The organism is Ensifer sp. WSM1721 (genome assembly GCF_000513895.2).
Classification (GTDB): domain Bacteria; phylum Pseudomonadota; class Alphaproteobacteria; order Rhizobiales; family Rhizobiaceae; genus Sinorhizobium.
On sequence record NZ_CP165782.1, the window covers coordinates 2,526,204 to 2,552,500 of the forward strand.

Below are 26,297 nucleotides of genomic sequence, written 5' to 3' on the forward strand. Positions count from 1 at the left end.
TCACGCCCTCTCGATCTTCAGCCAGCGGGCACAAAGGACGTAGGCGAGCGTAACCACGAGCATCAGGATGATGGAGAGCGCCGCAGCCATCGGAAAGTCCGCCCGCCGACCGAGCTGCAGCATGATGATCTGCGGCAGGACCAGCTCATTGTTGCCACCGAGGATCTGCGGCGTGACATAGTCGCCGATGCAGAGCACGAAGGTCAGGAAAGCACCGGTCATGATGCCCGGCAGTGTCAGCGGCAGGATGACATGCCAGAAGGTCTGGAACGCGTTGGCACCGAGATCGGCGGCGGCACGCCGGTAATTGGGAGAAAGCTGTATCAGGTTGGAATAGATCGTCAGCGTCAGCAACATGACGAAGAAGTGCACGAAGCCGAGCACGGTCGCGCTGCGCGTGCTGGCGATCTCGATCGGCTCGGCAATGACGCCGAGACCCATGAGGCCCTGGTTGATGACACCGTTCTTGGACAGAACGAGGAGCCACGAATAGGACCGCACCACATAGGAGGTCCAGAACGGCAGGATGGCGAGGATCAGCGCCATGCGCTGCAAGCGTTTCGGCACCCGTTCGGCGATGATCCAGGCGAGCGGATAGGCAAGCAGCACCGAGAGTACGGTGACGATCAGCGTGATTTCGACCGAATTCGTCAGCCCTTTGAGGAAAGCGCTCTCCAAAAAGAAACGCAGGTAATTGTCGAGATTCCAGACCCGGACGATCTCCCGCCCCTCGCGCTTCCAAAGGCTCATCGCCGCCGTGAAGACGAAAGGGGCGACGAAGAAGGCGATGGTCCACAGAAGCGCCGGGGCGACAAAGCCCCAGGCTTTCCGGCGATCGACGTCTTCAAGGGTGACGACTGTCATGAAGGCTCCATGCGGAGTTCACCGCGCGACAAATCTGCAAACTCGACGCCCATCCTGACCATCAGGCGCTCGGGGCCTCGTGCGGGTGCGGACACCGCGAGGGTCGTTTCCCGGAGGAAAGGACCACCGGCGCATCCTATTGCTGCAGCATTTCGGTCCAGGCATCCTGGAACTGCTGATCGAGTTCCGCGCTCGGGATCGGATAGAGCTGTGTCTTCTTGAGGTACTCCGCCTGATCGTCGAACCGCAGTGCCGCCTTCTGTGCCTCAGTCAGATGCGCCCCGGCCTTGCTGTTGGCCGGCATCGCCCAATAGCAGGAGGACGTCGCTAGCCGTGCCTGCCCTTCCGGACTGAGGATGTACTGCACGAATTTCAGTGCAAGCTCCTGCCTGGTGGAATTCTTCATCACGCCGATCGACTGCGCCCAGCGGACGGCCCCCTGGTCAGGGATCGTCCAATCGAGGTTCGGCTTGTCGCCGGAGAGGCCGGCGGTGAGCCACTCGCCGCCGCCGACGAGAATGTCGACCTCCCCGGTCGCAAGCGCCGTCTGCGAGGAAACCACATCGCTCACCTGCTTGGACACGGCCCGCATCGCCGCGAGCTTTTCCTTGATCGCCGGCATGTCCGCATCGGAGAGCTCGGCCGTCTTCTTGCCGAGCCCAAGGCCGACAAGACCGATCACCGGCAGATAATAGTCATAGATGGCAACCCTGCCCTTGTATTTCTCGGACCACATGACCGACAGGTCCTGCATGTCCTTCGGATCGACCTTCGTCTTGTCGTAGGAGATGGTGTTGTAGCCGAACTTCTCGGTGACGGCGTAGGTCTTGCCGTCCTTCATGTTGTTGGCCTCCATCCGCACTTCCGGGAAGATGTCCGCAATCGGCAGTTTGTCGGCCGGCATTTCCGCCAGGAGGTCGAGCTCGATCGTGCGATGGACATCGACTCCGTCGATCACCAGCACGTCCCAGTCACCGGGCCGCGATTGATCGAGGATCGACAGCGCCGCGCCGGTACCCTCATAGACCTTGAAATTCACCTTGACGTCGTTGGCTTTCTCGAAAGGCTCGAGCAGCGCGGGATCGGTGTGGTCGCACCACACCAGCGCATTGAGCTCCTCCTGCGCAAAGGCCGGCACCGGAGCGGAGCTAATCGATGCGACCGTGACGGCAAGCGCCGCCGCCGAGGCGAGAAGACGACGCGCGGCCGCGCCACCGTGGACTGACTTCATCATTCTGTTGCCCTCTGTTTGTGACGCTCGTTTCGGCGCCTTCAAAAAAGCTTGAATGAACTCATTTTTTAAGTCAATCTCAATTTTGAGGACATTCACAATTGCAGGAATATTGCATGGCGGGCTTGCGAGCACGACAAAAGGCAGACCGGAATCGGCGTATTTTGGAAGCGGCGACCGACCTCTTCCGCGACGTCGGCTACGACAGCGCCCGCATTGAGGACATTGCGGAGCGTGCGGAGGTCTCGGTCGGCACTTTCTACAACTATTATGAGAACAAGGGCGACATCCTGGTCGCGACCGTCTCGATGGAGGTCGAGGAAGTCCTGGCGGCCGGCAAGGCAATCGTGGACGACCCGCCGGCTTCCGTCGAACGGGCGCTCGAGGCGTTGATCGGCCAGTATTACGGCCATTCGCTCGTCTATCTCAGCAAGGAAATGTGGCGCACGGCGATGGCGATTTCGATCCAGCAGCCGGCGAGCCCTTTCAGCAAGCGCTACACCGAACTCGACCGGCGGCTTTGCGATCAGGTCACAACCCTCATCCGCAAGCTGCAGTTGAAAGGCCTCGTCGCGCCGGACCTCGACACGCAGGCCGTCGGCGAGATGTTCTTCAACAATCTCAACATGGAGTTCACCGAGTTCGCCAAGGACGAGGCGATGTCGCTCGATGAGCTCAAGGCGCGTGTCGCGCGACAGAACCGGCCGCTTGCCACATTGATCGCCAGCCGCTGATCCAGCCTTCAACGGGATGACAATGACGCATGATCAGACCCAAGCGGTGCTTGCCGCCGCCGACCGGCTCGTGGCCGCTTTCGCGCGCCATGACAGCCCTGCCTATTTCGCTGCCTTTGCTCCGGCGGCCACCTTCGTGTTCCACAATCTCGATCGGCCGTTGCTGAGCCGCGCCGAATACGAGGCGGAATGGGCCTTATGGGAGGAGCGTGACGGCTTCCGCGTCCTCGCCTGCCGGTCCAGCGACCGGCATGTCCAGATGCTCGGCGACGTCGCGATCTTCACGCACCGCGTTGAAACGGAGCTTGAATTCGCCGGCGAGCCGACAACGACGAAAGAGCGGGAAACGATCGTGTTCGAGAGGACGCCAGCCGGAGAATGGCGGGCGGTGCATGAGCACCTATCGCCGCTGCGCTGACCTCAGATCGCGCCAATGACGAGCGCGCAGATGAAACAGAAGGCGGCGGCCACCGCAATCGAGTGGGGGATGAGATTCGCCGGCGATCGCCGTGATGGTTGAGCCTGGTAGACGGTGTAGCGGGCTTGGGTCATCGCCTTTGTCGCGTTCATCTCGTCTCTCCGCTGTTTGACCCGGGCGAGAGAAAGTGCGTTCGGTTTTCCGCACACATCCCGCTCCGACTTTTCAGTCTATGGCGTTGGCCTGTATCCCATGTTCTCCTATATTCTCGATTGAGTTTGTAGATATTATTTTCTGTAGATCGCGCGAGGGATGAAAAATCCGTTTACGCCGGCGTTAGCGGCTGTTGTTGCGCTCGCGCTCCTGCAGGTGGCGCGACCAAGTTTCGCTGAACCAGGGCGTCAGCAACGACACGTCGGCCGAGCGGTGCGAGCGGCTGAGCCCGCTGTCGGGCTCGACCAAGGTCCAGATCGTGAAGGCGGTCAACTGATGCTTGCCGAAGGTCTGGATCAGCGGAATGTCGGCGGCATCGCGGCCGCGCGCGACGGGAATGCGGCCTGCTCGCCGGGCATTGTTCTTGGCATCGAACGTGTACCAGCGGCCACCCAGGAAGACCTCGAACCAGGCGTTGAAATCCATCGGCGCCGGAGTCTCCGGCGCGCTGAGATCGGCCATGTAGCCGGCGACGTAACGGGCGGGCATGTTCATGCAGCGGCAAAGCGTGACGGCGAGATGCGCGTAGTCGCGGTTGACGCCTAGCCGGTCCTCATGCGCTTCGAGTGCCGTGCGCATCGCCTGCGCGTAGCCGTAGCTGAAGACCAGCCGGTCGTGCACGTAATCGCAGATTGCCTGCACGCGCTGCCATCCCGCCGGTACATCGCCGAAGAGCTTCCACGCCAGTGCGCCGAGCCGGTCAGTCTCGCAATAGCGGCTGGCGCAGAGATAGGGTAGCACGGCCGGCGGAAGCTTCGCCACCGGCACCGCTTCGGCCAACGGGTCGAAGGCGTCGAGCTTTCCCTCGTCCCTGATCACGGCGTCGTAATCGAGGCGCGTTTCCCCTTCGGGCAGGATCATGCGCAGACAGACATTGCCGTGCGGATCGGTCACTTCCTCCATCGGGACGACGGGCGACGCCACTGGCCCACGCTCGCGCACGACATCGTCGCGTCGTTCGGGCACAACTGAAAGATAGGTCATCATCGGGGTCGGCTGCGCACACTCGATGCCGATCTCGTAACCGAAGCGAATGAACATATTCCAACCTCCCCTGATGGCCCGCGACGATCCGGCACTCTCCACGCCGTGAGCATCGGATGGCGTTCGGGGCCAGGTGACCCGATCCGGATGCTTCCCCCTTCGCGTTTTACCCGCGATCTCGTCGAAGACCGGCCCGGGAGCCGCAGACGCCTGCGAACGGGAAACTCTAGCGCAACATCCACTGCAGCGGAATCGATCTCGAAGAGAAACGCGCGCCCGCCGCAACCGGCTGCCGCTAGCGCTGCTCGAAACGGTCAGGGAGCCTTCGCGGCGGTTACCAGCCGACCGCATCCTTGAACATGTACCACCAGGAGCCGACCGTCGAATATTGTGCCCGAAACATCCTCCCGCCGGGGAATGGATACCAGGGCAGCTTCGCAAAGACGTCGAAGCGGGTCGCGTCGCCGTCGATCGCTTCGGCAAGAATGCGGCCGAAGAGATGCGAACCCGTGACGCCGTGGCCGCTGTAGCCGTGCGCGAAATAGGTGTTGGCGCCGATCCGGCCCATCTGCGGCACGCGCGTGAAGGAGAGTGCGAAGTTGCCGCTCCAGGCATAGTCGATCTTCACGCCCCTGAGGCGCGGGAACACCTTTTCCATAGTGGGCCTGAGCTTGGCCGCGACGTCCGCCGGATCGGTACCGCCATAGACCGTGCCGCCGCCGAAGATCATGCGTTTGTCGGCGGAAAGCCGGAAATAGTCGAGGATATAGCGCACGTCCTCGACGCACATGTCGCTCGGGATCAGCGAATGGGCGAGTTCCTCGCCGAGTGGCGCTGTGGTGATGATCTGCGTCGAAACGGGCATGACGCGCGACACGAGCGTCGGCACTGCATCGCCGAGATAGGCGTTGCCGCAGAGCACGACAATGCGGGCGGCGACCTCGCCCCGATCGGTGTAGACGGTCGGCCGCGCCGCCTCGTGATCGACGCGCGTCACCGGCGACAGTTCATAGATGGTGCCGCCGAGGCTCTCGAAGGCGCGGGCCTCGCCGAGCACCAGATTGAGCGGATGCATGTGGCCGCCAGTGGTGTCGAGCATGCCGCCGCAATAGGCCTCGGAATTGACGAGCTTGCGCAAGGCCTCGCGATCGAGAAGCTGGTGATCGTCCATCCCGTATTTGCGCCAGAGCGCCTGCTTTGCCTCGAGCTGCTTCATATGCGCGCCGGTATAGGCGGTGTAGATGTTGCCCGGCTTCAGGTCGCACTCGATCTGATATTGGCTGACGAGCCGGCGGATGATCCGCCCGCCCTCCTGCACGAGACCGCCGATGAAGCGCGCGGCATCCTCGCCGTAGCGGCGCTCAATCGTCGACAGACTGGCATTGAGGCCGTTGACGATCTGGCCGCCATTGCGCCCCGAAGCGCCCCAGCCGACCTGAGCGCCTTCGACTACGGTGACCTTGTAGCCCTTTTCGGCGAGATGGATGGCCGTCGACAGGCCGGAATAGCCGGCGCCGACAATGCAGATGTCTGCCTCGGTCCGGCCCTCAAGCTTGGCGGGCGTGCGGATGATGTTGCGGGAGGCGGCGTAGTAGCTCGTCGGATAGCGGCCGTCGCCGGCATAGGGTTTCTTCGCGCTTGCCATCATACAGTTTCCAGAAAGGCGCTGAGCCATTCGGCCGGACTTTGCAGGCCGTCGAGCCTTCGGCAGCAGGAGGCATATCGCAAATCTTGCCCCTTGACCATGCGGCGCTCCGGCTGCCATATTGCTCAGATGTCAGACCAATTCTGGTCCCGGAGAACCGGATGCCCCAGCAGGATAGAGCGACGCTGCTGCCCTTGCCGCCCGTTGATCGGGCGCAGCAGGTGATATCCGCGCTTGCCGACTACATCCAGGGAGCCGGCCTGAAGCCGGGCGACCGGCTGCCTGCCGAACGCGAGTTGATGGCGGCACTTGCCGTCGGCCGCTCGACGGTTCGGGAAGTCCTCAGCCATTTCCAGGCGCTCGGCGTCGTCGAGGCGCGCAAAGGCAGCGGCACCTATCTCCTGCGTGCTATTTCCGGTGCGACCATCCACATGCCGCTGGCGCTCGACACTGAGCATCTGCGCGACGCCCTCCTGCAGACGCTGGAGGTGCGACGCGGCATCGAGGCCGAGGCCGGCATGGTGGCGGCGCGCCGGCGTACGGATACCGACCTCGTCAATATCGAGGCGAAGCTCGACGAGATGGAACGCGTCCATCTCGCCAAGGGCACCTCCGGCCCGGAGGACCTCGCCTTCCACTTGGCGATCTACGACGCGACCCACAATCCGCTTTTCCGGCAACTGCTCGAGCAGATGCGCGAGGCCTTCGAGCGCTTCTGGGAGAAACCGTTCGACCGGCCGGATTTCGCTCGACGATCCTTTCCGTTTCACCGCACGCTCTTCAACGCGATCGCTGCGCAGGATGCCGACGCCGCACGCCAGGAAACACTGAAAATCCTCGCAATCGTCGAGGAAGACATCAAGGAAATGTCCAGATGAACGACGGCTTCGATCCGTTCGACAGAGCCTCCCTGATCGTCGCCCACGACGACGGCCACGCCTTCGATGCCGTCGTGCCGCCGATCGTCCAGACGTCGCTTTTCACGTTCAAGGACTATGACGAGATGATCGCCTCCTATCGGGGCGAGCGCGTGCGGCCGATCTATACGCGCGGCCTCAATCCTACGGTCCGGGCTTTCGAGGAGATGCTGGCCACGCTCGAAGGCGCGGAGGACGCGATCGGCTTTGCGAGCGGCATGTCGGCGATCTCCTCCACTGTGCTTTCCTTTGTCGAGCCGGGCGACCGGATCGTCGCGGTGAAGCATCTCTATCCCGATGCCTTCCGCCTGTTCGGCACGCATCTGAAGCGCATGCGTATCGAAGTCACCTATGTCGACGGGCGCGACGAGGAGGCGGTCGCCAAGGCGCTTCCCGGTGCCAGGCTCTTCTACATGGAAAGCCCGACGAGTTGGGTGATGGACACCCACGACGTGGCGGCGCTGACGGCGGCCGCCAAGGCGCAAGGGATCGTCACCGTCATCGACAACAGCTGGGCGAGCCCGGTGTTCCAGCAGCCGATTTCGCTCGGTGTCGATCTCGTCATCCACTCCGCCTCGAAATATCTGAGCGGCCACAGCGATGTCGTCGCCGGCGTCGTCGCCGGCTCGAAGGAACTGATCGGCCGTATTCGCTCGGAAGCCTATCCTTATCTCGGAGGCAAGCTTTCGCCTTTCGACGCCTGGCTCCTGATCCGCGGGCTTCGCACCCTGCCGATCCGGATGAAGGCGCATGAGCGCTCGGCGCTCGCCATCGCCCGGCGCTTGGCCGAGCATCCGCTCGTCGAAGCCGTCTGCCATCCCGGCCTCGGAAACAAGCTGCCGCCGGGGCTCTCCGGCACGTCCGGCCTCTTCTCCTTCGTCTTCCGCGAGGGCGTCGACATCCGTCGCTTCGCCGATCACCTCGAATTCTTCAAGCTTGGCGTCTCCTGGGGCGGTCATGAAAGCCTCGTCGTACCTGGCGAAGTCGTCCTCGCGCAGAAAGCTCAACCCAATTCCGCGGTCGCCTTCGGCATTTCTCCGCGGTCGGTACGGCTCCATGTCGGCCTGGAGGGAACGGAGGCCCTCTGGAGCGATCTCGAAGCGGCGATCGCCGCCGCTTCGCAAGGCTGACGAACAAGCAACCAGCGAGAACAAAAGGGAACAAAAAATGAGGAAACTGATCACAGCTACCCTGCTCGCCACGCTGATGGCCGGCAGCGCCCTTGCCGACACGAAGCTCAAGCTCGTCGAGGTCATCACCAGCCCCGAGCGGACCGAAACGCTGAAATCGATCGTCGCCAAATTCGAGGCGGCGAACCCGGGCACCACCGTCGAGATCATTTCGCTCCCCTGGGGCGAAGCCTTCCAAAAATTCGCGACCATGGTCTCCGCCGGCGAAATCCCGGACGTCATGGAGATGCCGGACACCTGGCTGTCGCTCTATGCCAATAACGGCATGCTCGAAAGCCTTGAGCCCTACCTCGCCAAGTGGGAGCACACCTCGGGCCTCACCGAACGCGCGCTCGAGCTCGGCCGCGACGTCAACGACACCGCCTATATGCTGCCCTACGGCTTCTATCTTCGGGCGATGTTCTACAACAAGAAGCTGCTTTCGGAGGCCGGTGTCGCCGAACCGCCGAAGACGATGGACGATTTCGTCAAGGCTTCCGAAGCGGTGTCCAAGCTCCCGGGTAAGGCCGGCTACTGCCTGCGCGGCGGCCCGGGCGGGCTCAACGGCTGGGTGATGTTCGCAGCGACCATGGCCGGCGACAACAAGTTCTTTAACGAGGACGGCACCTCGACGATGAACAGTGAGGGCTGGGTCAAGGGCCTTACCTGGGTCATCGACCTCTACAAGAAGGGACTGGCGCCCAAGGACAGCGTCAACTGGGGCTTCAACGAGATCGTCGCCGGCTTCTATAGTGGCACCTGTGCTTTCCTCGACCAGGACCCGGATGCGCTGATCGCGATCGCCGAACGTATGAAGCCCGAAGATTTCGGTGTCACCACCATGCCCAAGGGCCCGAGCGGCAAGACCTTCCCGACGATCGGCTATGCCGGCTGGTCGATGCTGTCGGCCAGCCAGAACAAGGATCTCTCCTGGAAGCTGATCGAAACGCTCGAAGGGCCGGAGGGCAATATCGAGTGGAACAAGCGAACCGGCGCGCTGCCGGTCCACAAGTCGGCCGAGAACGACCCCTTCTATTCGAGCCCGCAGTTCAAGGGCTGGTTCGATGAACTCGCCGACAAGGACGCCATTCCGACGGTCATGCCGACCTATCTCGAAGAGTTCGCCTTCTTCAAGGACTCGCTCGCGATCAAGACCAGCCAGGAGGCGCTTCTCGGCGACATCACGCCGGAAGAGCTCGCCAATCAATGGGCCGACTACCTGACCAAGGCTCAGCAGAAATACCTGGCGAGCAAGAAATAACGCCATAGGGGGCGGCGCCGTTCGCGCCGCCCCTGCTCGACGGGGCGAAAAGACAAGGCACGCCAAGCGCGACAAAGAGGAACTCCGATCGATGGACTATGCCGTACGCCCGGGTCTGCCGGCGATCCGTCCGCCGCTGATGAAGCGCATCGCGGATGCCTCGGCTCCCTATCTCTATACCGCGCCGGCGCTGATCCTGATCGTCACGGTGATGCTGGTGCCGCTGGTGCTCGGCGTCTCCTATGCGTTCCGCGACGTCCAGCTCCTCAATCCCTTTTCCGGCGCCTTCATCGGCCTGGATCATTTCCGGGCTCTTTCCGAGGACGACGCCTTCTTCCGCTCGCTCAGAAACACCCTCTGGTGGACCGGTGCATCGGTTCTTCTGCAGTTCGCCTTCGGCCTTATCCTGGCACTGCTGCTCGACAAGCCGTTTCATGGCCGCGCGATCGCCCAGGCCCTCGTCTTTCTGCCCTGGGCCGTTCCGAGCTTCCTTGCCGGCCTCAATTGGGCCTGGCTTTTCAATCCCGTCGTCGGGCCGTTGCCGCATTGGTTCTACGCGCTCGGGATCATGAGCCAGCCGGCCAACATCCTCTCCGATCCGCAGCTTGCCATGTGGGGGCCGATCGTCGCCAATATCTGGTGGGGCATTCCCTTCTTCGCGATCACGCTCCTTGCCGCGCTGCAGGCGATCCCGCGCGACCTCTATGAAGCCGCGAGCATCGACGGAGCGGGAGCGTTCCAGCGCTTCCTCTCGATCACGCTTCCCTTCCTGGCGCCGACGATCGCGATCACCATTCTGCTCCGTACCGTATGGATCTCGAACTTCGCCGATCTCATCATCGTCATGACCAATGGCGGGCCGGCCGACAGGACCCAGATCGTCGCGAGCTACATCTTCACCCAGGCCTTCAAGCGGCTCGACTTCGGCTATGCCTCGGCGGTCGCGCTGGTGCTGCTCGCACTGCTCCTCGCCTATTCGCTGCTGATCGTCATCTTGAGACAGTGGCTCCTGAGCAAGGATTGAACCGATGCGCGTCAAGCCAGCCCTCCTCACCGTGGCGCATCGCCTGGCGATCCTCGCCTATATTACCTTCGCGCTCTTTCCGCTCTTCTGGCTGCTAAAGGTGGCGGTGACGCCGAACGACCTGCTCTACTCCGAAGGAATTCGCCTCTGGCCGTCGAGGGCGAGCCTCGAACATTTCGATTTCGTGCTGAGGCACAGCGCCTTCCCGGTCTTCTTCCGCAACAGCCTGATCGTCTCGGGCTCGACGGCCGTCGTGGTGACAATCCTTGCTTCGCTCTCCGGCTATGCGCTCTCGCGTTTCCGCTTCCGTGGCAAGTACTGGCTAGTGACGTTGATGCTGCTGACCCAGATGTTCCCCCTGGTGATGCTGGTCGCCCCGATCTTCAAAATCCTTTCGCCACTGGGGCTCACCAACAGCTTGACGGGCCTCGTCATCGTCTACACCGCCTTCAACGTGCCCTTTGCAACGTTCCTGATGCAGTCCTTCTTCGACGGCATTCCGAGGGATCTCGAAGAGGCGGCGATGATCGATGGGGCCACGCAATTCGTCGCCTTCCGCCAGATCATCCTCCCGCTGACGTTGCCCGGGATCGCCGCGACCCTCGGTTTCGTCTTCACCGCAGCCTGGAGCGAACTGCTCTTCTCGCTGATGCTCATCTCCGGCAACGAGCAGGCGACCTTCCCGGTCGGGCTTCTGTCCTTCGTTTCGAAATTCTCGGTCGATTTCGGTCAGATGATGGCCGCCGGCGTGCTCGCGCTGATCCCTGCCTGTCTCTTCTTCTTGCTCATTCAACGCTATCTCGTCCAAGGCCTCACGGCCGGCGCGGTCAAAGGCTGATCCCATGGCTTCCATCGACATCGCCAATATCCAGAAATCCTACGGCGTCCACCCGGTGTTGCACGACGTCGACCTCAAGATCCGCGATGGCGAATTCGTCGTGCTCGTCGGCCCCTCCGGCTGTGGCAAGTCGACCCTCCTGCGCATGATCGCTGGCCTCGAGAGCGTCACCGCCGGGGAAATCCGCATTGCCGGCAAGCGAGTCAACGAGCTTGCACCGAAGGACCGTGACATCGCCATGGTGTTCCAGTCCTATGCGCTATATCCGCACATGTCCGTCGCAAAGAATATGAGCTACAGCCTTCGACTGAGGAAAACGCCGAAAGACAGGATTGCGGCCGTGGTCGCAGGCGCTGCCGCCAAGCTCGGCCTCGAGCCGCTCATGGAGCGCCGTCCGCGCGCACTTTCCGGCGGCCAACGCCAGCGCGTCGCTATGGGCCGCGCCATCGTGCGTCAGCCGAAGGCGTTCCTCTTCGACGAGCCGCTGTCGAATCTCGATGCGCGCTTGCGCGAACAGATGCGCGCCGAGATCAAGAAACTGCACAAGGACTTGGGCGCGACATCGATTTATGTCACGCACGACCAGATCGAGGCCATGACGCTTGCCGATCGTATCGTCGCCATGAACGCCGGTGTGGTGCAGCAGGTGGGAAGCCCGCTCGATCTCTATGATCGTCCCGCCAATCTCTTCGTCGCCGGCTTCATCGGCTCGCCCGGGATGAACTTTTTCGAGGGGACGTATCACGGCGGCGCCACGCCTCTTTTCGAGATCGAGGGCGCGGCACATATTCCACTCGACGCGCCCGCGCCCCTTTCCGAAGGCGCCGGCGCCACGCTCGGCATCCGTCCGGAACACGTTGTGCTTGCCGGCCACGGGCCGCAAACGCTTCTTGCCACCGTCGACCTAGTCGAGCCGACCGGCTTCGGCATCATCCTGCACCTGTCACTCGGGCGGGCCGGCTTCAAGGCCTTCACCAACGACCGCTCGTTCCTCACGGCCTCCGGCACGATCCCCGTTCGTTTCCCTGCGCACCAACTGCATTTCTTCGATGGCGAAGGCAGACGCATCTGACGCCGACTGGAGGGTCGCTGCCGGCGCCTACCTCGAAGGAGCGATTGACTTCTTTCCTGCGAGGACTAGCTTGTCTTGTGTCGCAAGTATCAACCGTCCCGGCGCGTCATTCCCTGAGAGAAGCAAGCACCGCCAAAGCCATGATTTGACGATATTCTTCCTTGCCCCGCGCCGAGCGAAATTGAGGAAGTATGATGCGAAACTTTGTTGTTGCCCTGTCTTTTTCGGCACTCGTTCTCTGTCCGGCCGCGGGCCTTGCCCAGGAGGGCGATGCCGAAGCCGGCGCCACCGTCTTCAAGAAATGCGCGACCTGTCACGTTGTCGACAAGGACCAGAACAAGGTCGGACCGTCGCTCCAGGGCGTCATCGGCAGAACCGCCGGAACTCACCCGGATTTCAAGTACTCACAAGCCATGGTCGAGGCGGGTAAGGGCGGCCTCGTCTGGGACGACGCGACGTTGAGCGACTATCTCCGTAATCCCAAGGCCAAGGTCAAGGGCACTAAGATGGTCTTTCCCGGCCTCAAGAAGGACGAGGAGATCGCCAACGTGATTGCCTATCTCAAACAACACCCGAAATAGGAGCAACCCTCGGGACGGGAGAATTCCACGCCTTCCCGATGATTTGCCAGTATTTTCCGTTCGTGCAATAATTGTGATCGGAACGCTGCGGATTGCGCATTCGTCTCACGGCCGATCATGGCGAGGAGGGGACAGGAAATGGCCGTGGTTGTAATTCTGGTTCTGTTGGCCGCCGGATCGGTGTTGTTCCATTTGTTGAGTCCTTGGTGGTGGACACCAATCGCCTCCAACTGGAATTACATAGACAATACCATCATCATAACATTCTGGATCACTGGCATCGCCTTCACCGCCGTCGTCCTGTTCATGGCCTATTGCGTGCTGCGCTTCCGCCACCGACCCGGCAACACCGCGGCCTACGAGCCCGAGAACAAAAAGCTCGAAGGTTGGCTGGCGACGAGCACGACGCTTGGCGTCGCCGCAATGCTGGCGCCCGGCCTGTTCGTTTGGAACCAGTTCATCACCGTGCCGCAGGATGCGGCGGAAGTGGAAGTCATCGGCCAGCAATGGCTGTGGAGCTTCCGCCTCCCCGGCGCAGACGGAAAGCTCGGAACGACGGAGACGCGCAATATCGCGCCTGAAAATTCGCTCGGCCTCAACCGGAACGACACCGCCAGCCTCGACGACCTCATTATCGAGGGCGGCGAGCTTCACCTTCCCGTCGGCAAACCGGTCAAGGTCGTGCTCCGGTCCGTCGATGTACTGCACGACTTCTACGTGCCGGAGTTTCGCGCCAAGATGGATATGATCCCCGGCATGGTGACCTATTTCTGGCTCACTCCGACGCGGACGGGGACCTTTGAAATCCTTTGCGCGGAGCTCTGCGGCGTCGGCCATCCGCAGATGCGCGGCACCGTCGTGGTGGACACCGAGGAGGACTATCAGACCTGGCTCGCCGAGCAGCAGACCTTTTCGCAACTATCCGCATCGTCCGAAACAAGCCCGGCGGCAACTGCGATTACCGCCTCAGCGGCGCAGTAGGAGGCGCCGTGGAGTAGCAACCTGGGAGGGCATATGATGGTCGACGTCCGGTCCGGTATTGGCGAGGCGCTCCCGCCTCCCGAAGTCGAGGATGTTGAGCTTTATCATCCGCATAGCTGGTGGACGCGCTACGTCTTCAGCCAGGACGCGAAAATTATCGCCATCCAATATGCGACAACCGCGATCGCCATCGGCATGGTGGCGCTGGTTCTGTCTTGGCTGATGCGCCTTCAACTCGGCTTTCCCGGCACATTCCAACTGATTGATGCCGAGGCCTACTACCAGTTCATCACCATGCATGGCATGATCATGGTGATCTACCTGCTCACGGCGCTCTTCCTCGGCGGTTTCGGCAATTACCTCATCCCCTTGATGGTCGGCGCCCGCGACATGGTGTTCCCCTATGCCAATATGCTGAGCTATTGGATCTACCTGCTGGCGGTCCTCGTGCTCGTCGCAAGCTTCTTCGCACCCGGCGGGCCCACCGGCGCCGGCTGGACGCTCTATCCGCCGCAGGCGGTCCTCTCCGGCACGCCGGGCGGCAAGGATTGGGGCATCATCCTGATGCTCTCCTCGCTGATCATCTTCATCATCGGCTTCACCATGGGCGGCCTGAATTACGTCGTCACCGTGCTTCAGGGCCGCGCCCGCGGCATGACGCTGATGCGCCTGCCCCTGACCGTCTGGGGCATCTTCACGGCGACGGTGATGGCACTGCTTGCCTTCCCGGCGCTTTTCGTCGCCTGCGTCATGATGCTCTTCGACCGGCTGCTCGGCACGAGCTTCTTCATGCCTGCGATCGTCGAGATGGGCGAGCAGCTTCAACATGGCGGCGGCAGCCCAATCCTGTTCCAGCACCTCTTCTGGTTTTTCGGCCATCCGGAAGTCTACATCGTCGCGCTGCCCGCCTTCGGCATCGTCTCCGACCTCATCAGCACGCATGCGCGCAAGAACATCTTCGGCTATCGCATGATGGTCTGGGCGATCGTCATCATTGGCGGTCTCTCCTTCATCGTCTGGGCCCACCACATGTATGTGAGCGGGATGAACCCGTATTTCGGTTTCTTCTTCGCGACCACGACGCTGATCATTGCGGTACCGACGGCGATCAAAGTCTATAACTGGGTGCTGACGCTCTGGCGCGGCAACATCCACCTGACCTTGCCGATGCTTTTCGCGCTCGCCTTCATCGTCACTTTCGTCAACGGCGGCCTGACGGGACTCTTCCTCGGCAATGTCGTCGTCGATGTGCCGCTCTCCGATACGATGTTCGTCGTCGCGCATTTCCACATGGTCATGGGCGTCGCACCGATTATGGTCATCTTCGGCGCCATCTATCACTGGTATCCGAAGATCACCGGCCGCATGCTCAACGAAGTGCTCGGCCAGATTCATTTCTGGGTCACCTTCATCGGCGCCTATGCGATCTTCTTCCCGATGCACTATGTCGGCCTCGTCGGCGTGCCGCGCCGCTACTACGAACTCGGCGAGATGGCCTTCGTCCAGGAATCGGTCCATACGCTCAACGCCTTCATCACCGTGATGGCGCTGATCGTCGGGGCCGCGCAGATCGTCTTCCTCTTCAATCTCGTCTGGAGCCTGCGCCACGGCCGCGAAGCCGGCGGCAATCCCTGGCGGGCGACGACGCTCGAATGGCAGACGCCCGAGACGCCGCCGCCGCATGGCAACTGGGGCAAGGAGCTGCCGGTCGTCTATCGCTGGGCCTACGACTACAGCGTCCCGGGCGCACCCGAGGATTTCATCCCGCAGAACCAGCCAGGCCCCGGTCGCCTCGGCCATGAGGCGGCCTCATGAGCGTGACGGTAATCTTCCTGGCGGTGGTCGCCGCCGTCATCGTCTGGTGGCTCGCCGGCCAGCGCGTGACCTCGCGGCCGTGGCTGGAAGTCGGCCACGCGCATGATCGTCGCAGCGGCGCGCCGATGCCCCCGGCGAAGGTCGGCCTCGGCGTCTTTCTCGCGGTCGTTGGCGCACTGTTCTCGCTTGCCATCAGCGCCTATTTCATGCGCATGACCTCCTCGGATTGGGAAGCACTTCCCTTGCCCGGCTTTCTCTGGATCAATACGGGCATCCTCACAGCCGGCAGTATCGCCCTGCACTGGACGAAAGTGGAGGCGGAGCGGCGGCATGACGAAGCGGCGCGAACGGGTCTCCTCGCAGCCTTGGCGGCGGGCCTTGCATTTCTCGCCGGTCAACTTTTCGCCTGGCGTATGCTTTCGGACGCCGGATATCTCCTGGCCGACAATCCCGCCAACAGCTTTTTCTATATGCTCACCGGCATGCACGGCCTGCATATCCTCGGCGGACTCCTTGCGCTCGGTCGAGTGACCGCGCGCGCCTGGAACACGCCCTTCGACCGCAGACTGCGTCTGTCGATCGAGCTTTGTGCCGTCTACTGGCATTTCATGCTGATCGTCTGGCTGGTGCTCTTCGCCCTCTTCTCCGGCTGGGCCAGCGACGTCGTCGATTTCTGCCGCCAACTCCTGACATAGGAACCGTTGCCAATGTCTGCCCCGATCAAGACCCCCGCCGCAGAAACGCTTCCCCGGCCCGCCGGTTTGGCCGGGCTGGCGTCGGACTGGGCCTCGGACCAGCGGACGTTCAAGAACGTCTCCTGGGGGAAGGCCATGATGTGGATCTTTCTCCTGAGCGATACCTTCGTCTTCGGCTGTTTCCTGCTCGCCTACATGGCGGCGCGCATGTCCACCACCGTCCCCTGGCCGAACCCGAGCGAAGTCTTCGCCCTCGAGATCGGTGGCACCCATATGCCGCTGATCCTGATCGCTATCATGACGTTCGTGCTGATCTCCTCGAGCGGCACCATGGCCATGGCCGTCAATTGCGGTTATCGCCGCGACCGACGCAAAACCGCGGCCCTCATGCTGCTGACTGCGCTTTTCGGCGCCACCTTCGTCGGCATGCAGGCATTCGAGTGGTCGAAGCTGATCGCCGAAGGCGTGCGGCCGTGGGGCAATCCCTGGGGAGCGGCCCAATTCGGCTCCTCCTTCTTCATGATCACCGGTTTTCACGGCACCCATGTCACCATCGGCGTGATTTTCCTGCTGATCGTCGCGCGCAAGGTCTGGCGCGGCGATTTCGACACGGAGCGGCGCGGCTTCTTCACCAGCCGCAAGGGCCACTACGAGATCGTCGAGATTACCGGCCTTTATTGGCACTTCGTCGACCTGGTCTGGGTTTTCATCTTCGCATTCTTCTATCTCTGGTGAGGAGGACACCATGGCTCATGCAGAGGCACAGGTCGCACACCATGCGGCACATGCGGAACAGCAACAGCACCCGATCAAGCTCTACCTGCTGGTCTGGGGTCTGCTCTTCGTCCTGAGCGCCTTTTCCTACCTCGTCGATTACTTCGGACTGCAGGGCTATCTCCGCTGGTCCCTGATCCTGATCTTCATGATGCTGAAGGCCGGCCTCATCGTCGCCGTGTTCATGCACATGGCCTGGGAGCGCCTGGCGTTGATCTATGCCATCATCCTGCCCCCGCTTCTGGTCCTGGTCTTCGTAGCGCTAATGGTGTCGGAGTCGAACTATATCCTCTTCACGCGCCAACTTTTCTTCGCAGGCGGCGAGTAAAAAGCCGCCGCCGAAGGTCGCGTTCCGGCGACACGGTCTACGGCTGCCTGCCTCGTCGACGAAAAGCCTGTTCTTCGCCGTCGCGCGGGATGGATTTTCTCGTGATATCAGCTAGATGAACGTTCACGTGATCGCGGCCGTCCCCATCCGTGGACCGCATCATTCTGGTCGTGCAGCACGATGATTATGTCGTAGACAGGCTCAAGTCGCGGCGCCGCAGGCTCTAATATCCGGCTTCAAAACTAACCAGGGTCGCAATCAATGGCAGAGTTTCCGCAAAGGGCGAAGGTCGTAATCGTAGGACTGGGTGGCATCGTCGGCGCATCGGTCGCCCACCACCTGATCGAGCGTGGCTGGGACAATATCGTCGGTATCGACAAATCCGGCATCCCGACCGACATCGGCTCCACGGCGCATGCCTCGGACTTCTGCTACACGACGAGCCACGACTATCTTTCGGTCTGGACGACGCAATATTCGATCGAGTTCTTCGACAAGATGGGCCATTACGCCCGCATCGGCGGCCTGGAAGTCGTACGCACCGGCGACGACGCCTGGATGGAGGAGATCAAGCGTAAGCTTTCCTCCGCCAAGGCCTTCGGCACCCGCGCGCACTATGTCTCGCCGGCCGAGATCAAGAAGTTGTTCCCGCTGATCGAGGAAGATCAGGTCATGGGCGGCATGTTCGATCCGGATGCCGGCCTCGTCGTCCCGCGCTCGCAGACGGTCGCCGGCAAGCTGGTCGATGCGGCGGAAAAATCCGGCAAGCTGCAGATCTTCGGCAATACGCCGGCAACTTCGCTCCTCGTCGAAAACGGCCGCATCAAGGGTGTCGTCACCCATCGCGGCACGATCATGGCCGACCATGTGGTCGTCTGCGCCGGCATCTGGGGCCGCCTGATCGCCGAAATGGTCGGCGAAGACCTGCCGGTCATGCCGGTCGACCATCCGCTCACCTTCTTCGGCCCGTACAACGAATTCGAAGGCACCGGCAAGGAAATCGGCTGGCCGCTGCTGCGCGACCAGGGCAACTCGGCCTATATGCGCGACACCGGCGATCCGAAGACCACCGAAGGCGGCCAGATCGAGTGGGGCTATTACGAGACCACCAATCCGCGCCTCTGCCATCCGCGCGACATTCTCGAAAAGAACGAGGCACGCCTGTCGCCCTCGCAGCGCGACCTCGAGATGGAGCAGATCATCGAGCCGCTCGAGCGCGCCATGGAACTGACGCCGATCCTCGGCGAGCTTGGCTATAACGAGGGCCACTCCTTCAATGGGCTACTGCAGGTATCGGCCGCCGGCGGACCCTCCTGCGGCGAGAGCCAGAAGGTGCGCGGCCTCTGGTACTGCGTCGCCATCTGGGTGAAGGACGGCCCGGGCTACGGCAAGCTGATCGCCGACTGGATGACGGATGGGCGCACCCATACCGACCATGCCTCGATCGACTACGCCCGCTTCTACCCGCACCAGCTTGAAGAGAAGTTTATCGAGGAGCGCTGCTTCGAGGCGGCGCAGAAGATCTACTTCCCGGCCGTGCATCCGCGCGAGCCCTATGCGGGCGGCCGCAACGTCAAACGCTCGCCCTTCTACGAGCGCGAGAAGGAGCTCGGCGGCTACTTCATGGAACTCGGCGGCTGGGAGCGCGCGCACGGCTATGCCGCGAACGAGCACCTCCTGGAAAAATACGGCAACCGCGTTCCGGTGCGCGAGAACGAGTGGGACAACCGCCATTTCTGGCGCGTTTCCAACGCCGAACATCTGGCGATGAGCGAGGATTGCGGCATCGTCAACCTCTCGCACTTCCACATGGTCGACATCGAAGGTCCGGACCACGTCGCGCTTCTCGAGTGGCTTTGCGCCGCCAAGATCGGCGGAGACGGCAATATCGGCAAGGGCATCTACACCCACTTCCTCGATGACGAGGGCATGGTGCGGGCCGACTTCACCGTCTTCCGCATGGCCGACCGCTGCCGTCTCGTGAACGGCGCCGATGCCGGTCCGCGCGACTTCCACTACATGCGCCGTGTCGCCGAAGACCGAGGCCTCGACGTCACCATCACGGACGTTTCGGAGAAGTTCATCACCATCGGCATCTGGGGCCCCAATGCCCGGGAAACGCTGAAGAAGGTGGTTGCCGATCCGGCCGGCGTCGATCCTGAGAACTTCCCCTTCGCCTCGATCAAGCAGATCGAGATCGCCGGCAAGCCGGTCTCCGCCTTCCGCATCTCCTATGTTGGCGAGCAGGGCTGGGAACTGCACATGAAGTACGAGGACGGCTTGGCCGTATGGGATGCGCTGCGCGCCACGGGCGTCATGGCCTTCGGGGTTGAGACCTATGCGAACTCGCGCCGCATGGAAAAGAGCCTGCGCCTGCAGAACGCGGATCTTCTCACCCATTACAACCTCATCGAGGCCGACCTCGCCCGTCCGAAGGTCAAGGAAGCGGACTTCCGCGGCAAGGCGAAGCATGTGGAGTACAAGGCGCGCGAGCACCAGCCCGCCATGCTCTGCACGCTCGTCATGACGGAGGACACCGACAGGAAAGGCGTGAAGCGCTACCCGGTCGGCAACCTGCCGGTCATGGACCCGGAGACCGGCAAGGTGCTGGTCGACGAGCTCGGTCGCCGCTCCTATACCACTTCGATCGCCTACGGTCCGACGATCGGCAAGAATATCGCGCTTGCCTACCTGCCCTGGTCCTATTGCCAGGTCGGCCGCAAGCTCCATGTCGAGTATTTCGCCGAGACCTACCCGGTCGAAGTCGCCGGCGTCGGCTACAAGCCGCTCTACGATCCGGAGAACCTCAAGCCCCGCACGTGATGACAAGGCTTTGAGCTATTGACTGCAGGTGAGCCCGCTCAGACCGAGTGGGCTCACTTCATTTTCGCCCGTCGTTCGGCAAACGACAGAGAGAAGTCCGTCGCCGTCAGATGCGATAGCGATCGATTCGATCCGACATTCTTACTTCTCGGCCTCGGCTGAAGCCTTTGCGGCTTCGGCTTCACCAAGTGCCGCGGCGCACTCCTCGCAACAGACTTCTACCGTTGTGCCGCCAAGTTTCACCTTGATACTCTGCTGATCGAGCTCGCAGTCGCAAGCTGCACAGGTTCTCTGGGTCATCGCTTCATTCCTCGTCCGTGATTTTGGTTCGACCACCGCAGAAAACCATGGCGCTGCCCGCGGCGCTGTCAGATTTTTTAGCAATATGAAAGGCGTTAGCGCGGGATGAGGAAAAGTGTGCGCGGTTTTCCGCCCGCATCGCGCGCCAACTTATTAGAATCAATTACGTAAATGATTTTGGGTCGGTCCGACCTAAAGTCATCGTGATCTAACGAAGGCGAAGGCTGCGCTGAAACTCGGCCGGCGTCCGTCCATAGGCTTGCTTGAAGGAGGAGCTGAAATGACTATGGCTGGAAAAGCCGAGCTCCAGCCCGAGCGCGGTAAGATCATGGTGGGAGCCAAGCAGATCGAGCGCCCGCGCCAGCCGCAGGCGCAACTGGTAGCGGTAAAGAGGCATTGCCTCGACTTGTTGGAAAACCTGGGTGAGATAGACCGGCGAGACGCCAACCGCCCTTGCGACCTCACCCAGCGTCCAGCGGCGGGCAAGATCGCTCGAGAGCACGAGTTTGGCCCGGTCCACCAACTTTTCTCGGCCGTAAGTACCGGCCGCACCATACGACGTCCGCTCCCCGAGGGAGCGCCGGATGAGCGTGAGCGTGAGCGTTTCGGCTTCGAGGGGCTCGGCAATACCCCGACCGAGGCTGTAACGCAAAAGAGCAACGAGCGCCTGGGCGCGCGCGTCGATGCGCCGGCGCTGGCGTTTGAAGGACACACTTGAACGCAACTGCTCCTTCGGCGCGAGCTCGGACAGCACCTCTTCGCTGACCTTTACGTCGAGACACGCATCTCCGCCCGCGACCGGGTGGCTGATGCGATATCCTTCGCCGCCATTGAAGAAAATCACCTGATTAGGCTCGGCCACCGCGTCGCTCCTACCCACATGGCGCATGAAAACGCCGCGATAAGGATAAACCAGGCTCGTCGAATGCGCGCATTCTTCAGCGCTCCGGTGGCGACATGCCCCGTTGCAGATGACGTCCCGAAGTCTGACGGTCGAGGTTGAAAGAATTGTCTGACACGAAAACTGGGACATTGCGATCCTACAAGTCGCGTTTGTAGAAGTCGTTATATGCTTCCCCACGGGACAGGCCAATGTCCTTGAGCTGATAGTCCGAGAGTTCGAGCAGGTCCAAGCGACCGCGCCGCGTGTCCATCCATCGAGCAAGGCGCGCGAGCAATCGCATGGGCAGGCCACGCCCTTCGAGCGGCGTGAACGCGGTGATCCTGCGCTGCGGTCCAATCAACTCCGTCGCGACAAAGGCTTGGCTGCCTGAGATCGGCCTATTGTCCGTCATCGTATCATCTCCTCTCTTGCCATTTGCATGAGAAGAAATTGACGCAAAGCCATGAGTGGCGCTGTCAGATTATTTAGGGATCATCGCCGCAACGGATACGGCCGGTGAGAAGTCATCGCGCCTACGGGCGATCGCCGGCGTCAGCGGCGATAAGCTACTTTCAACGGTCGCTTGGCGGAGCGTATTGTGCCGACCTAACCGGCCAAGACCTCGCGCCTCTCGGGCTGCCGTCACACCGATCTGCATCACGCCTGGTCTTGCTGAGCACTTTCGATGGTTGATCGCAGCAACCGCAGGATGTATATGATGTCCGTTGTCATCGTTCCATTGTGAGGCGCAAGTGCGCCTCAGGTGGCGAGTGGACCTGCTGCCGCTTGAGCCTCGGCCGCAGATCATGCCACTTCAATCTTGCAATGCTGCGATGAGGCTCGGAAGCTCGCCTCTCCGTAGGAAGGGAGCGACAGAAACGGCGACGTCAGCCGGTCCGGCCGCAGATATATGGCATACAGCTTTGCAAATCCCGGACGTCGGAGGTATCGGGGCCGTTCTCATAAAAACCAGGAGCATGCCATGACCACCCGAAGGACAATGCTCTCCGTCACATTTGCGACTATAGCCGCCATTTCGACTGGCTGCGCCACGGAACAGAACCAACGTGGCTTGGGCGGTGCTTTGATAGGGGCCGGAACGGGCGCGGTTGCAGGCCAGCTAATCGGTCGAGACACGACGAGCACCGTCGTAGGTGCGGCTGGCGGAGCTCTCGTCGGTGCAGCGGTTGGAACTGCAACGACCCCGGCTCACAGCCGTGGCAACTGCAGATACAGGCAACCGGACGGCACGATCATCATCGCACGGTGCTGATTCACTGCTCCGCTCGGCCTTGTCGTCTTGACCTGCTTGCGTGCGCCCGCCTCATCGCGCGCGTGAATTGCGCCGACCACAACCGGCAACACGTCGAGGAGGTTTCCAAGACGCGACGGCGCCGGGTGACCCTGAACCCAAAGAGGCCGCTTGCTTGCCGCCGCGCGCCGATATCGGCGCGCGCATTCTCCTGCTGCCGTTGCGGACCTTCACCTCTCCACGTTTCTTTGGAAACAGGCAGGGTCGGTCAGCAAGAACAAAACAGCGTACAAAAAATCGAACCGTGACAGAACCCCGCGGCAATACTCAAAAAGCGGGAAACTCCCGCGAAAGGCGAATACGGCGGCGGAGAAGGTGAAGAAGGCTTGACCACGTCTTGCGGCGGCCTTTTGAGGAGCCGCGTGGTTCTCCGATCGCGCCTTCTTCCGAAAGTTCTCCTAGCATTTTTCATGCCCCGGGGCCGGAACTTGATACGGAGCCCTCGCATTCTTCGTAACGACGAGCGAAGGAGGGCAAGGTGAAAACGGCGTTGGCGGTATTTGGCGGATTCATACTTGCCCTCGCGTTATTCCTAAGCGGTACGGCTGTCGGAATTTTGTTCTTCACCGGCAAGCCAACGCGCGAGGCGCGGCTGGACATGAATCAGTCGGAAATATGGACCAGGAATCCGCGAGCAGTGAACACGGCGACCCAGCGATTTGAGCGGCTCCCCGCCCGCTCAGCGGCAACTGATCTCAATGATTCGAGAGGACCTGGGGTAACCGCAACGGGAAGCGAAGTCGAGGAGGAGCACCCTTCGGAGCCCCTGGACACGATGGCCACCGCGTCGATTCAAACGACGCCCAGCGAGGAGCAACCGACGTTACCGACCAGGCCACCTGCTGATCCCGACGCTTCCGGAGAACGCGAAGTAACTGCATTGGGCAAAGACGCCAAGGGGGAGCGCTTTTCGGAACCTTTGGACACGACGGTTACGACGCAACGGGCGCCCAATGATGAGGAACCGACCTTATCGACCGAGCGGACTGCCCATGTGGAATGGTGTGCGAAACGGTATCGGTCTTACCGTCCAGGCGACAACAGCTACACGCCCTTCACTGGCGGCCGGCGGACCTGCATCTCACCCTACATCGATGCGGACCAGGTCCAGTCCGAGCATGTTTCGCCGCAACCAAGCGACAGCTATGCGGGGGGTGCAGGCGACCCTCCAACCCGCACGGAATATCTCTGGGGCGACACGCGGGCGGGCGCGAATCTGGCGGAGGAACATATCAGCTATTGTTTCAGCAGATACCGATCGTACCGCCCGGAGGACAATAGTTACCAGCCCTTTAGCGGCGGGCCGCGCAGACAATGCCGGTGACGAGGTAGGGTGGCACGGGCTGAGAAGAAATACCCGCACAGAATGCTCGTATCGACCGTTGGCCGCTGATGCGCGTTATGGACCGCCGCAAAAGTGCGACGGCATCCGGAGGCATGGGTATTGCGGGGGATGAAAAGCAAAGGCCCGCGAATGCGGGCCTTGCGTGTTTGGTTGCGGGGGCAGGATTTGAACCTGCGGCCTTCAGGTTATGAGCCTGACGAGCTACCGGGCTGCTCCACCCCGCGTTATGGTTTTAAGCATAAGGGCCGCTTGTTGCGGCCCTTTGTTTCGGCTGGGCCGAGTTTGTGAGAGAAGATGTTTGTGTTTATCTTGCGTTTAGCAGACCTGGCAGCGACCTACTCTCCCGCGTCTTGAGACGAAGTACCATCGGCGCTGGGGCGTTTCACGGCCGTGTTCGGAATGGGAACGGGTGCAGCCACCCCGCCAGAACCACCAGGTCGGCAAAGCGCAAGATTTGCGCCCGGAGGCGCAAACTGATTTCGAGAAGCTGGTGAAGCGATTGCTTCGTTTTTTTGAACACGTCTTGCGACTTATCCGGATATTTGCAGCAGCCGGCAGAGCCGAGCCGCCGGTTGTCCGGGGCGCCGTCCGCAGCGCTTTCGCGCGTCAGGACAGAAGATAGCATCATCGAACTTTCGTTTGATGAGCATGAGCAATGGGAACGATCAAGCCGATCGAACGATTAGTACCGGTAAGCTTCATGCGTTGCCGCACTTCCACACCCGGCCTATCAACGTGGTCGTCTTCCACGGTTCTCAAGGGAATACTCGTTTTCAGGTGGGTTTCCCGCTTAGATGCCTTCAGCGGTTATCCCTTCCATATATAGCTACCCTGCTATGCCCTTGGCAGGACAACAGGTCCACCAGAGATATGTCCATCCCGGTCCTCTCGTACTAGGGACAGATCCTGTCAATATTCCTACACCCACGGCAGATAGGGACCGAACTGTCTCACGACGTTCTGAACCCAGCTCACGTACCGCTTTAATTGGCGAACAGCCAAACCCTTGGGACCTGCTCCAGCCCCAGGATGCGATGAGCCGACATCGAGGTGCCAAACAACCCCGTCGATATGGACTCTTGGGGGTCATCAGCCTGTTATCCCCGGCGTACCTTTTATCCGTTGAGCGATGGCCCTTCCACGCGGGACCACCGGATCACTATGACCGACTTTCGTCTCTGCTCGACTTGTCAGTCTCGCAGTCAGGCGGGCTTATGCCATTGCACTCGACGAGCGATTTCCGACCGCTCTGAGCCCACCATCGCGCGCCTCCGTTACTCTTTCGGAGGCGACCGCCCCAGTCAAACTACCCACCATACACTGTCCCGGATCCGGATGACGGACCGCGGTTAGACATCCATGACGATAAGGGTGGTATTTCAAGGACGGCTCCACAGGAACTGGCGTCCCTGCTTCAAAGCCTACCACCTATCCTACACATGCCGACACGAATGCCAGTGTAAAGCTATAGTAAAGGTGCACGGGGTCTTTCCGTCTGACCGCAGGAACCCCGCATCTTCACGGGGAATTCAATTTCACTGAGTCTGCGTTGGAGACAGCGGGGAAGTCGTTACGCCATTCGTGCAGGTCGGAACTTACCCGACAAGGAATTTCGCTACCTTAGGACCGTTATAGTTACGGCCGCCGTTTACTGGGGCTTCGATTCAGAGCTTGCACCCCTCCTCTTAACCTTCCAGCACCGGGCAGGCGTCAGACCCTATACGTCGTCTTGCGACTTCGCAGAGCCCTGTGTTTTTGATAAACAGTCGCTACCCCCTGGTCTGTGCCACCCCATCATACTTGCGTACAAAAGGGTCACGCTTCTTCCGAAGTTACGCGTGCAATTTGCCGAGTTCCTTCAACGCAGTTCTCTCAAGCGCCTTGGTATACTCTACCTGACCACCTGTGTCGGTTTCGGGTACGGTCTATATGGTGGAGCTATTTCCTGGAACCGCGTCCAAGCCCGGACAATCCAATAAGTCCGGACAAGTTAAGCGATCCGTCACTACCACCAGGCCCACGAATATTAACGTGGTTCCCATCGACTACGCGTGTCCGCCTCGTCTTAGGGGCCGGCTAACCCTGCTCAG

At 61.4% G+C, this 26,297-nt stretch carries 25 protein-coding genes, 1 tRNA gene and 2 rRNA genes (1 of these 28 only partly in view); 17 read left to right on the plus strand and 11 right to left on the minus strand.

The annotated features are described in order from the left end of the window. Window positions 1–864, minus strand: a complete 864-nt coding sequence (locus M728_RS12405) for an ABC transporter permease (RefSeq protein ID WP_026618692.1) — start codon at window positions 862–864, stop codon at window positions 1–3. 136 nt (window positions 865–1,000) lie between these two features. Continuing rightward, on the minus strand, window positions 1,001–2,095 hold the full coding sequence (locus tag M728_RS12410) for a spermidine/putrescine ABC transporter substrate-binding protein (protein ID WP_026618691.1): 1,095 nt from the start codon (window positions 2,093–2,095) through the stop codon (window positions 1,001–1,003). A 116-nt stretch (window positions 2,096–2,211) separates the two neighbouring features. Between M728_RS12410 and M728_RS12415 the strand changes: the two genes are divergently transcribed. Together M728_RS12415 and M728_RS12420 are read left to right on the plus strand one after the other, a co-directional pair. Further along, complete coding sequence (locus tag M728_RS12415) at window positions 2,212–2,829, plus strand: TetR/AcrR family transcriptional regulator (RefSeq protein WP_026618690.1); 618 nt, start codon at window positions 2,212–2,214, stop codon at window positions 2,827–2,829. Between the two features lie 22 nt (window positions 2,830–2,851). Next, window positions 2,852–3,247: a nuclear transport factor 2 family protein gene (locus M728_RS12420; RefSeq protein ID WP_026618689.1), complete on the plus strand. Its 396-nt coding sequence runs from the start codon at window positions 2,852–2,854 to the stop codon at window positions 3,245–3,247. Window positions 3,248–3,249: 2 nt separating this feature from the next. Here the strand turns inward: M728_RS12420 and M728_RS12425 are convergent, their stop codons facing one another. The 3 genes from M728_RS12425 to M728_RS12435 all read right to left on the minus strand — a co-directional run bounded on the left by M728_RS12425 (window position 3,250) and on the right by M728_RS12435 (window position 6,092). Further along, the gene (locus M728_RS12425; RefSeq protein WP_026618688.1) at window positions 3,250–3,399 is read right to left on the minus strand and encodes a hypothetical protein; all 150 of its coding nucleotides are present in this window, start codon (window positions 3,397–3,399) and stop codon (window positions 3,250–3,252) included. 184 nt (window positions 3,400–3,583) lie between these two features. Next, window positions 3,584–4,501: a transglutaminase family protein gene (locus M728_RS12430; protein ID WP_026618687.1), complete on the minus strand. Its 918-nt coding sequence runs from the start codon at window positions 4,499–4,501 to the stop codon at window positions 3,584–3,586. Between the two features lie 277 nt (window positions 4,502–4,778). After that, complete coding sequence (locus M728_RS12435) at window positions 4,779–6,092, minus strand: FAD-binding oxidoreductase (RefSeq protein WP_026618686.1); 1,314 nt, start codon at window positions 6,090–6,092, stop codon at window positions 4,779–4,781. Between the two features lie 158 nt (window positions 6,093–6,250). On the opposite strand from M728_RS12435, the gene M728_RS12440 reads away from it, so the two are divergent. The 13 genes from M728_RS12440 (at window position 6,251) to M728_RS12500 (ending at window position 20,367) form a co-directional block, all read left to right on the plus strand. Beyond that, on the plus strand, window positions 6,251–6,967 hold the full coding sequence (locus M728_RS12440; protein ID WP_026618685.1) for a FadR/GntR family transcriptional regulator: 717 nt from the start codon (window positions 6,251–6,253) through the stop codon (window positions 6,965–6,967). Beyond that, on the plus strand, window positions 6,964–8,136 hold the full coding sequence (locus tag M728_RS12445) for a PLP-dependent transferase (protein ID WP_026618684.1): 1,173 nt from the start codon (window positions 6,964–6,966) through the stop codon (window positions 8,134–8,136). The genes M728_RS12440 and M728_RS12445 overlap by 4 nt, the downstream gene beginning before the upstream one ends. A gap of 37 nt (window positions 8,137–8,173) precedes the next feature. Beyond that, entirely contained in the window at window positions 8,174–9,436 is a 1,263-nt protein-coding gene (locus M728_RS12450) for a sugar ABC transporter substrate-binding protein (protein ID WP_026618683.1), read from the plus strand. Window positions 9,437–9,527: 91 nt separating this feature from the next. Next, the gene (locus tag M728_RS12455) at window positions 9,528–10,460 is read left to right on the plus strand and encodes a carbohydrate ABC transporter permease (RefSeq protein ID WP_026618682.1); all 933 of its coding nucleotides are present in this window, start codon (window positions 9,528–9,530) and stop codon (window positions 10,458–10,460) included. Between the two features lie 4 nt (window positions 10,461–10,464). Then, a complete protein-coding gene (locus tag M728_RS12460; protein WP_026618681.1) occupies window positions 10,465–11,298 on the plus strand; it encodes a carbohydrate ABC transporter permease in 834 nt (277 codons plus the stop codon). Window positions 11,299–11,302: 4 nt separating this feature from the next. Then, window positions 11,303–12,370: an ABC transporter ATP-binding protein gene (locus M728_RS12465; RefSeq protein ID WP_026618680.1), complete on the plus strand. Its 1,068-nt coding sequence runs from the start codon at window positions 11,303–11,305 to the stop codon at window positions 12,368–12,370. Window positions 12,371–12,564: 194 nt separating this feature from the next. After that, a complete protein-coding gene (locus M728_RS12470) occupies window positions 12,565–12,951 on the plus strand; it encodes a cytochrome c family protein (protein WP_026618679.1) in 387 nt (128 codons plus the stop codon). A gap of 138 nt (window positions 12,952–13,089) precedes the next feature. Then, window positions 13,090–13,932, plus strand: coding sequence for a cytochrome c oxidase subunit II (locus M728_RS12475; RefSeq protein ID WP_026618678.1), 843 nt, complete (start codon window positions 13,090–13,092; stop codon window positions 13,930–13,932). Between the two features lie 33 nt (window positions 13,933–13,965). Beyond that, a complete protein-coding gene (ctaD, locus tag M728_RS12480; RefSeq protein ID WP_026618677.1) occupies window positions 13,966–15,747 on the plus strand; it encodes a cytochrome c oxidase subunit I in 1,782 nt (593 codons plus the stop codon). Further along, the gene (locus M728_RS12485; RefSeq protein WP_026618676.1) at window positions 15,744–16,442 is read left to right on the plus strand and encodes a cytochrome c oxidase subunit 3; all 699 of its coding nucleotides are present in this window, start codon (window positions 15,744–15,746) and stop codon (window positions 16,440–16,442) included. The genes ctaD and M728_RS12485 overlap by 4 nt, the downstream gene beginning before the upstream one ends. A gap of 12 nt (window positions 16,443–16,454) precedes the next feature. Then, window positions 16,455–17,177, plus strand: a complete 723-nt coding sequence (locus tag M728_RS12490) for a heme-copper oxidase subunit III family protein (protein WP_026618675.1) — start codon at window positions 16,455–16,457, stop codon at window positions 17,175–17,177. 10 nt (window positions 17,178–17,187) lie between these two features. Further along, entirely contained in the window at window positions 17,188–17,544 is a 357-nt protein-coding gene (locus M728_RS12495; RefSeq protein WP_026618674.1) for a cytochrome C oxidase subunit IV family protein, read from the plus strand. 261 nt (window positions 17,545–17,805) lie between these two features. After that, the gene (locus M728_RS12500) at window positions 17,806–20,367 is read left to right on the plus strand and encodes an FAD-dependent oxidoreductase (protein ID WP_026618673.1); all 2,562 of its coding nucleotides are present in this window, start codon (window positions 17,806–17,808) and stop codon (window positions 20,365–20,367) included. 141 nt (window positions 20,368–20,508) lie between these two features. Here M728_RS12500 and M728_RS12505 read toward each other — a convergent pair whose 3' ends face one another. The 3 genes from M728_RS12505 to M728_RS12515 all read right to left on the minus strand — a co-directional run bounded on the left by M728_RS12505 (window position 20,509) and on the right by M728_RS12515 (window position 21,962). After that, window positions 20,509–20,667, minus strand: a complete 159-nt coding sequence (locus M728_RS12505) for a hypothetical protein (protein WP_198023360.1) — start codon at window positions 20,665–20,667, stop codon at window positions 20,509–20,511. Between the two features lie 208 nt (window positions 20,668–20,875). After that, a complete protein-coding gene (locus M728_RS12510; RefSeq protein WP_026618672.1) occupies window positions 20,876–21,700 on the minus strand; it encodes a helix-turn-helix transcriptional regulator in 825 nt (274 codons plus the stop codon). A 7-nt stretch (window positions 21,701–21,707) separates the two neighbouring features. Then, entirely contained in the window at window positions 21,708–21,962 is a 255-nt protein-coding gene (locus tag M728_RS12515; RefSeq protein ID WP_051440804.1) for a DUF1127 domain-containing protein, read from the minus strand. A 570-nt stretch (window positions 21,963–22,532) separates the two neighbouring features. On the opposite strand from M728_RS12515, the gene M728_RS12520 reads away from it, so the two are divergent. Continuing rightward, complete coding sequence (locus M728_RS12520; protein ID WP_077068265.1) at window positions 22,533–22,823, plus strand: YMGG-like glycine zipper-containing protein; 291 nt, start codon at window positions 22,533–22,535, stop codon at window positions 22,821–22,823. 517 nt (window positions 22,824–23,340) lie between these two features. Beyond that, window positions 23,341–24,186, plus strand: coding sequence for a BA14K family protein (locus M728_RS12525; protein WP_026618670.1), 846 nt, complete (start codon window positions 23,341–23,343; stop codon window positions 24,184–24,186). 168 nt (window positions 24,187–24,354) lie between these two features. Here M728_RS12525 and M728_RS12530 read toward each other — a convergent pair. From M728_RS12530 to M728_RS12540, 3 genes are all read right to left on the minus strand, one after another. Then, window positions 24,355–24,431 (minus strand) — tRNA-Met (locus M728_RS12530). A gap of 98 nt (window positions 24,432–24,529) precedes the next feature. Beyond that, window positions 24,530–24,644: ribosomal RNA gene (rrf, locus tag M728_RS12535) — 5S ribosomal RNA — on the minus strand. A gap of 224 nt (window positions 24,645–24,868) precedes the next feature. Next, a 23S ribosomal RNA gene (locus M728_RS12540) occupies window positions 24,869–26,297 on the minus strand (it continues 1,515 nt past the right edge of the window).

Bases quoted from the DNA above. Each gene is read 5' to 3' on its own strand.
- M728_RS12470 (WP_026618679.1), top strand. From the start codon at position 12,565: ATGCGAAACTTTGTTGTTGCCCTGTCTTTTTCGGCACTCGTTCTCTGT.
- M728_RS12410 (WP_026618691.1), bottom strand. From the start codon at position 2,095: ATGAAGTCAGTCCACGGTGGCGCGGCCGCGCGTCGTCTTCTCGCCTCG.
- M728_RS12435 (WP_026618686.1), bottom strand. From the start codon at position 6,092: ATGATGGCAAGCGCGAAGAAACCCTATGCCGGCGACGGCCGCTATCCG.
- M728_RS12465 (WP_026618680.1), top strand. From the start codon at position 11,303: ATGGCTTCCATCGACATCGCCAATATCCAGAAATCCTACGGCGTCCAC.
- M728_RS12405 (WP_026618692.1), bottom strand. From the start codon at position 864: ATGACAGTCGTCACCCTTGAAGACGTCGATCGCCGGAAAGCCTGGGGC.
- M728_RS12430 (WP_026618687.1), bottom strand. From the start codon at position 4,501: ATGTTCATTCGCTTCGGTTACGAGATCGGCATCGAGTGTGCGCAGCCG.
- M728_RS12495 (WP_026618674.1), top strand. From the start codon at position 17,188: ATGGCTCATGCAGAGGCACAGGTCGCACACCATGCGGCACATGCGGAA.
- M728_RS12520 (WP_077068265.1), top strand. From the start codon at position 22,533: ATGACCACCCGAAGGACAATGCTCTCCGTCACATTTGCGACTATAGCC.
- M728_RS12460 (WP_026618681.1), top strand. From the start codon at position 10,465: ATGCGCGTCAAGCCAGCCCTCCTCACCGTGGCGCATCGCCTGGCGATC.
- M728_RS12500 (WP_026618673.1), top strand. From the start codon at position 17,806: ATGGCAGAGTTTCCGCAAAGGGCGAAGGTCGTAATCGTAGGACTGGGT.
- M728_RS12515 (WP_051440804.1), bottom strand. From the start codon at position 21,962: ATGACGGACAATAGGCCGATCTCAGGCAGCCAAGCCTTTGTCGCGACG.
- M728_RS12425 (WP_026618688.1), bottom strand. From the start codon at position 3,399: ATGAACGCGACAAAGGCGATGACCCAAGCCCGCTACACCGTCTACCAG.
- M728_RS12490 (WP_026618675.1), top strand. From the start codon at position 16,455: ATGTCTGCCCCGATCAAGACCCCCGCCGCAGAAACGCTTCCCCGGCCC.
- M728_RS12450 (WP_026618683.1), top strand. From the start codon at position 8,174: ATGAGGAAACTGATCACAGCTACCCTGCTCGCCACGCTGATGGCCGGC.
- M728_RS12510 (WP_026618672.1), bottom strand. From the start codon at position 21,700: ATGTCCCAGTTTTCGTGTCAGACAATTCTTTCAACCTCGACCGTCAGA.
- ctaD (WP_026618677.1), top strand. From the start codon at position 13,966: ATGATGGTCGACGTCCGGTCCGGTATTGGCGAGGCGCTCCCGCCTCCC.
- M728_RS12420 (WP_026618689.1), top strand. From the start codon at position 2,852: ATGACGCATGATCAGACCCAAGCGGTGCTTGCCGCCGCCGACCGGCTC.
- M728_RS12440 (WP_026618685.1), top strand. From the start codon at position 6,251: ATGCCCCAGCAGGATAGAGCGACGCTGCTGCCCTTGCCGCCCGTTGAT.
- M728_RS12455 (WP_026618682.1), top strand. From the start codon at position 9,528: ATGGACTATGCCGTACGCCCGGGTCTGCCGGCGATCCGTCCGCCGCTG.
- M728_RS12415 (WP_026618690.1), top strand. From the start codon at position 2,212: ATGGCGGGCTTGCGAGCACGACAAAAGGCAGACCGGAATCGGCGTATT.
- M728_RS12485 (WP_026618676.1), top strand. From the start codon at position 15,744: ATGAGCGTGACGGTAATCTTCCTGGCGGTGGTCGCCGCCGTCATCGTC.
- M728_RS12475 (WP_026618678.1), top strand. From the start codon at position 13,090: ATGGCCGTGGTTGTAATTCTGGTTCTGTTGGCCGCCGGATCGGTGTTG.
- M728_RS12505 (WP_198023360.1), bottom strand. From the start codon at position 20,667: ATGACCCAGAGAACCTGTGCAGCTTGCGACTGCGAGCTCGATCAGCAG.
- M728_RS12445 (WP_026618684.1), top strand. From the start codon at position 6,964: ATGAACGACGGCTTCGATCCGTTCGACAGAGCCTCCCTGATCGTCGCC.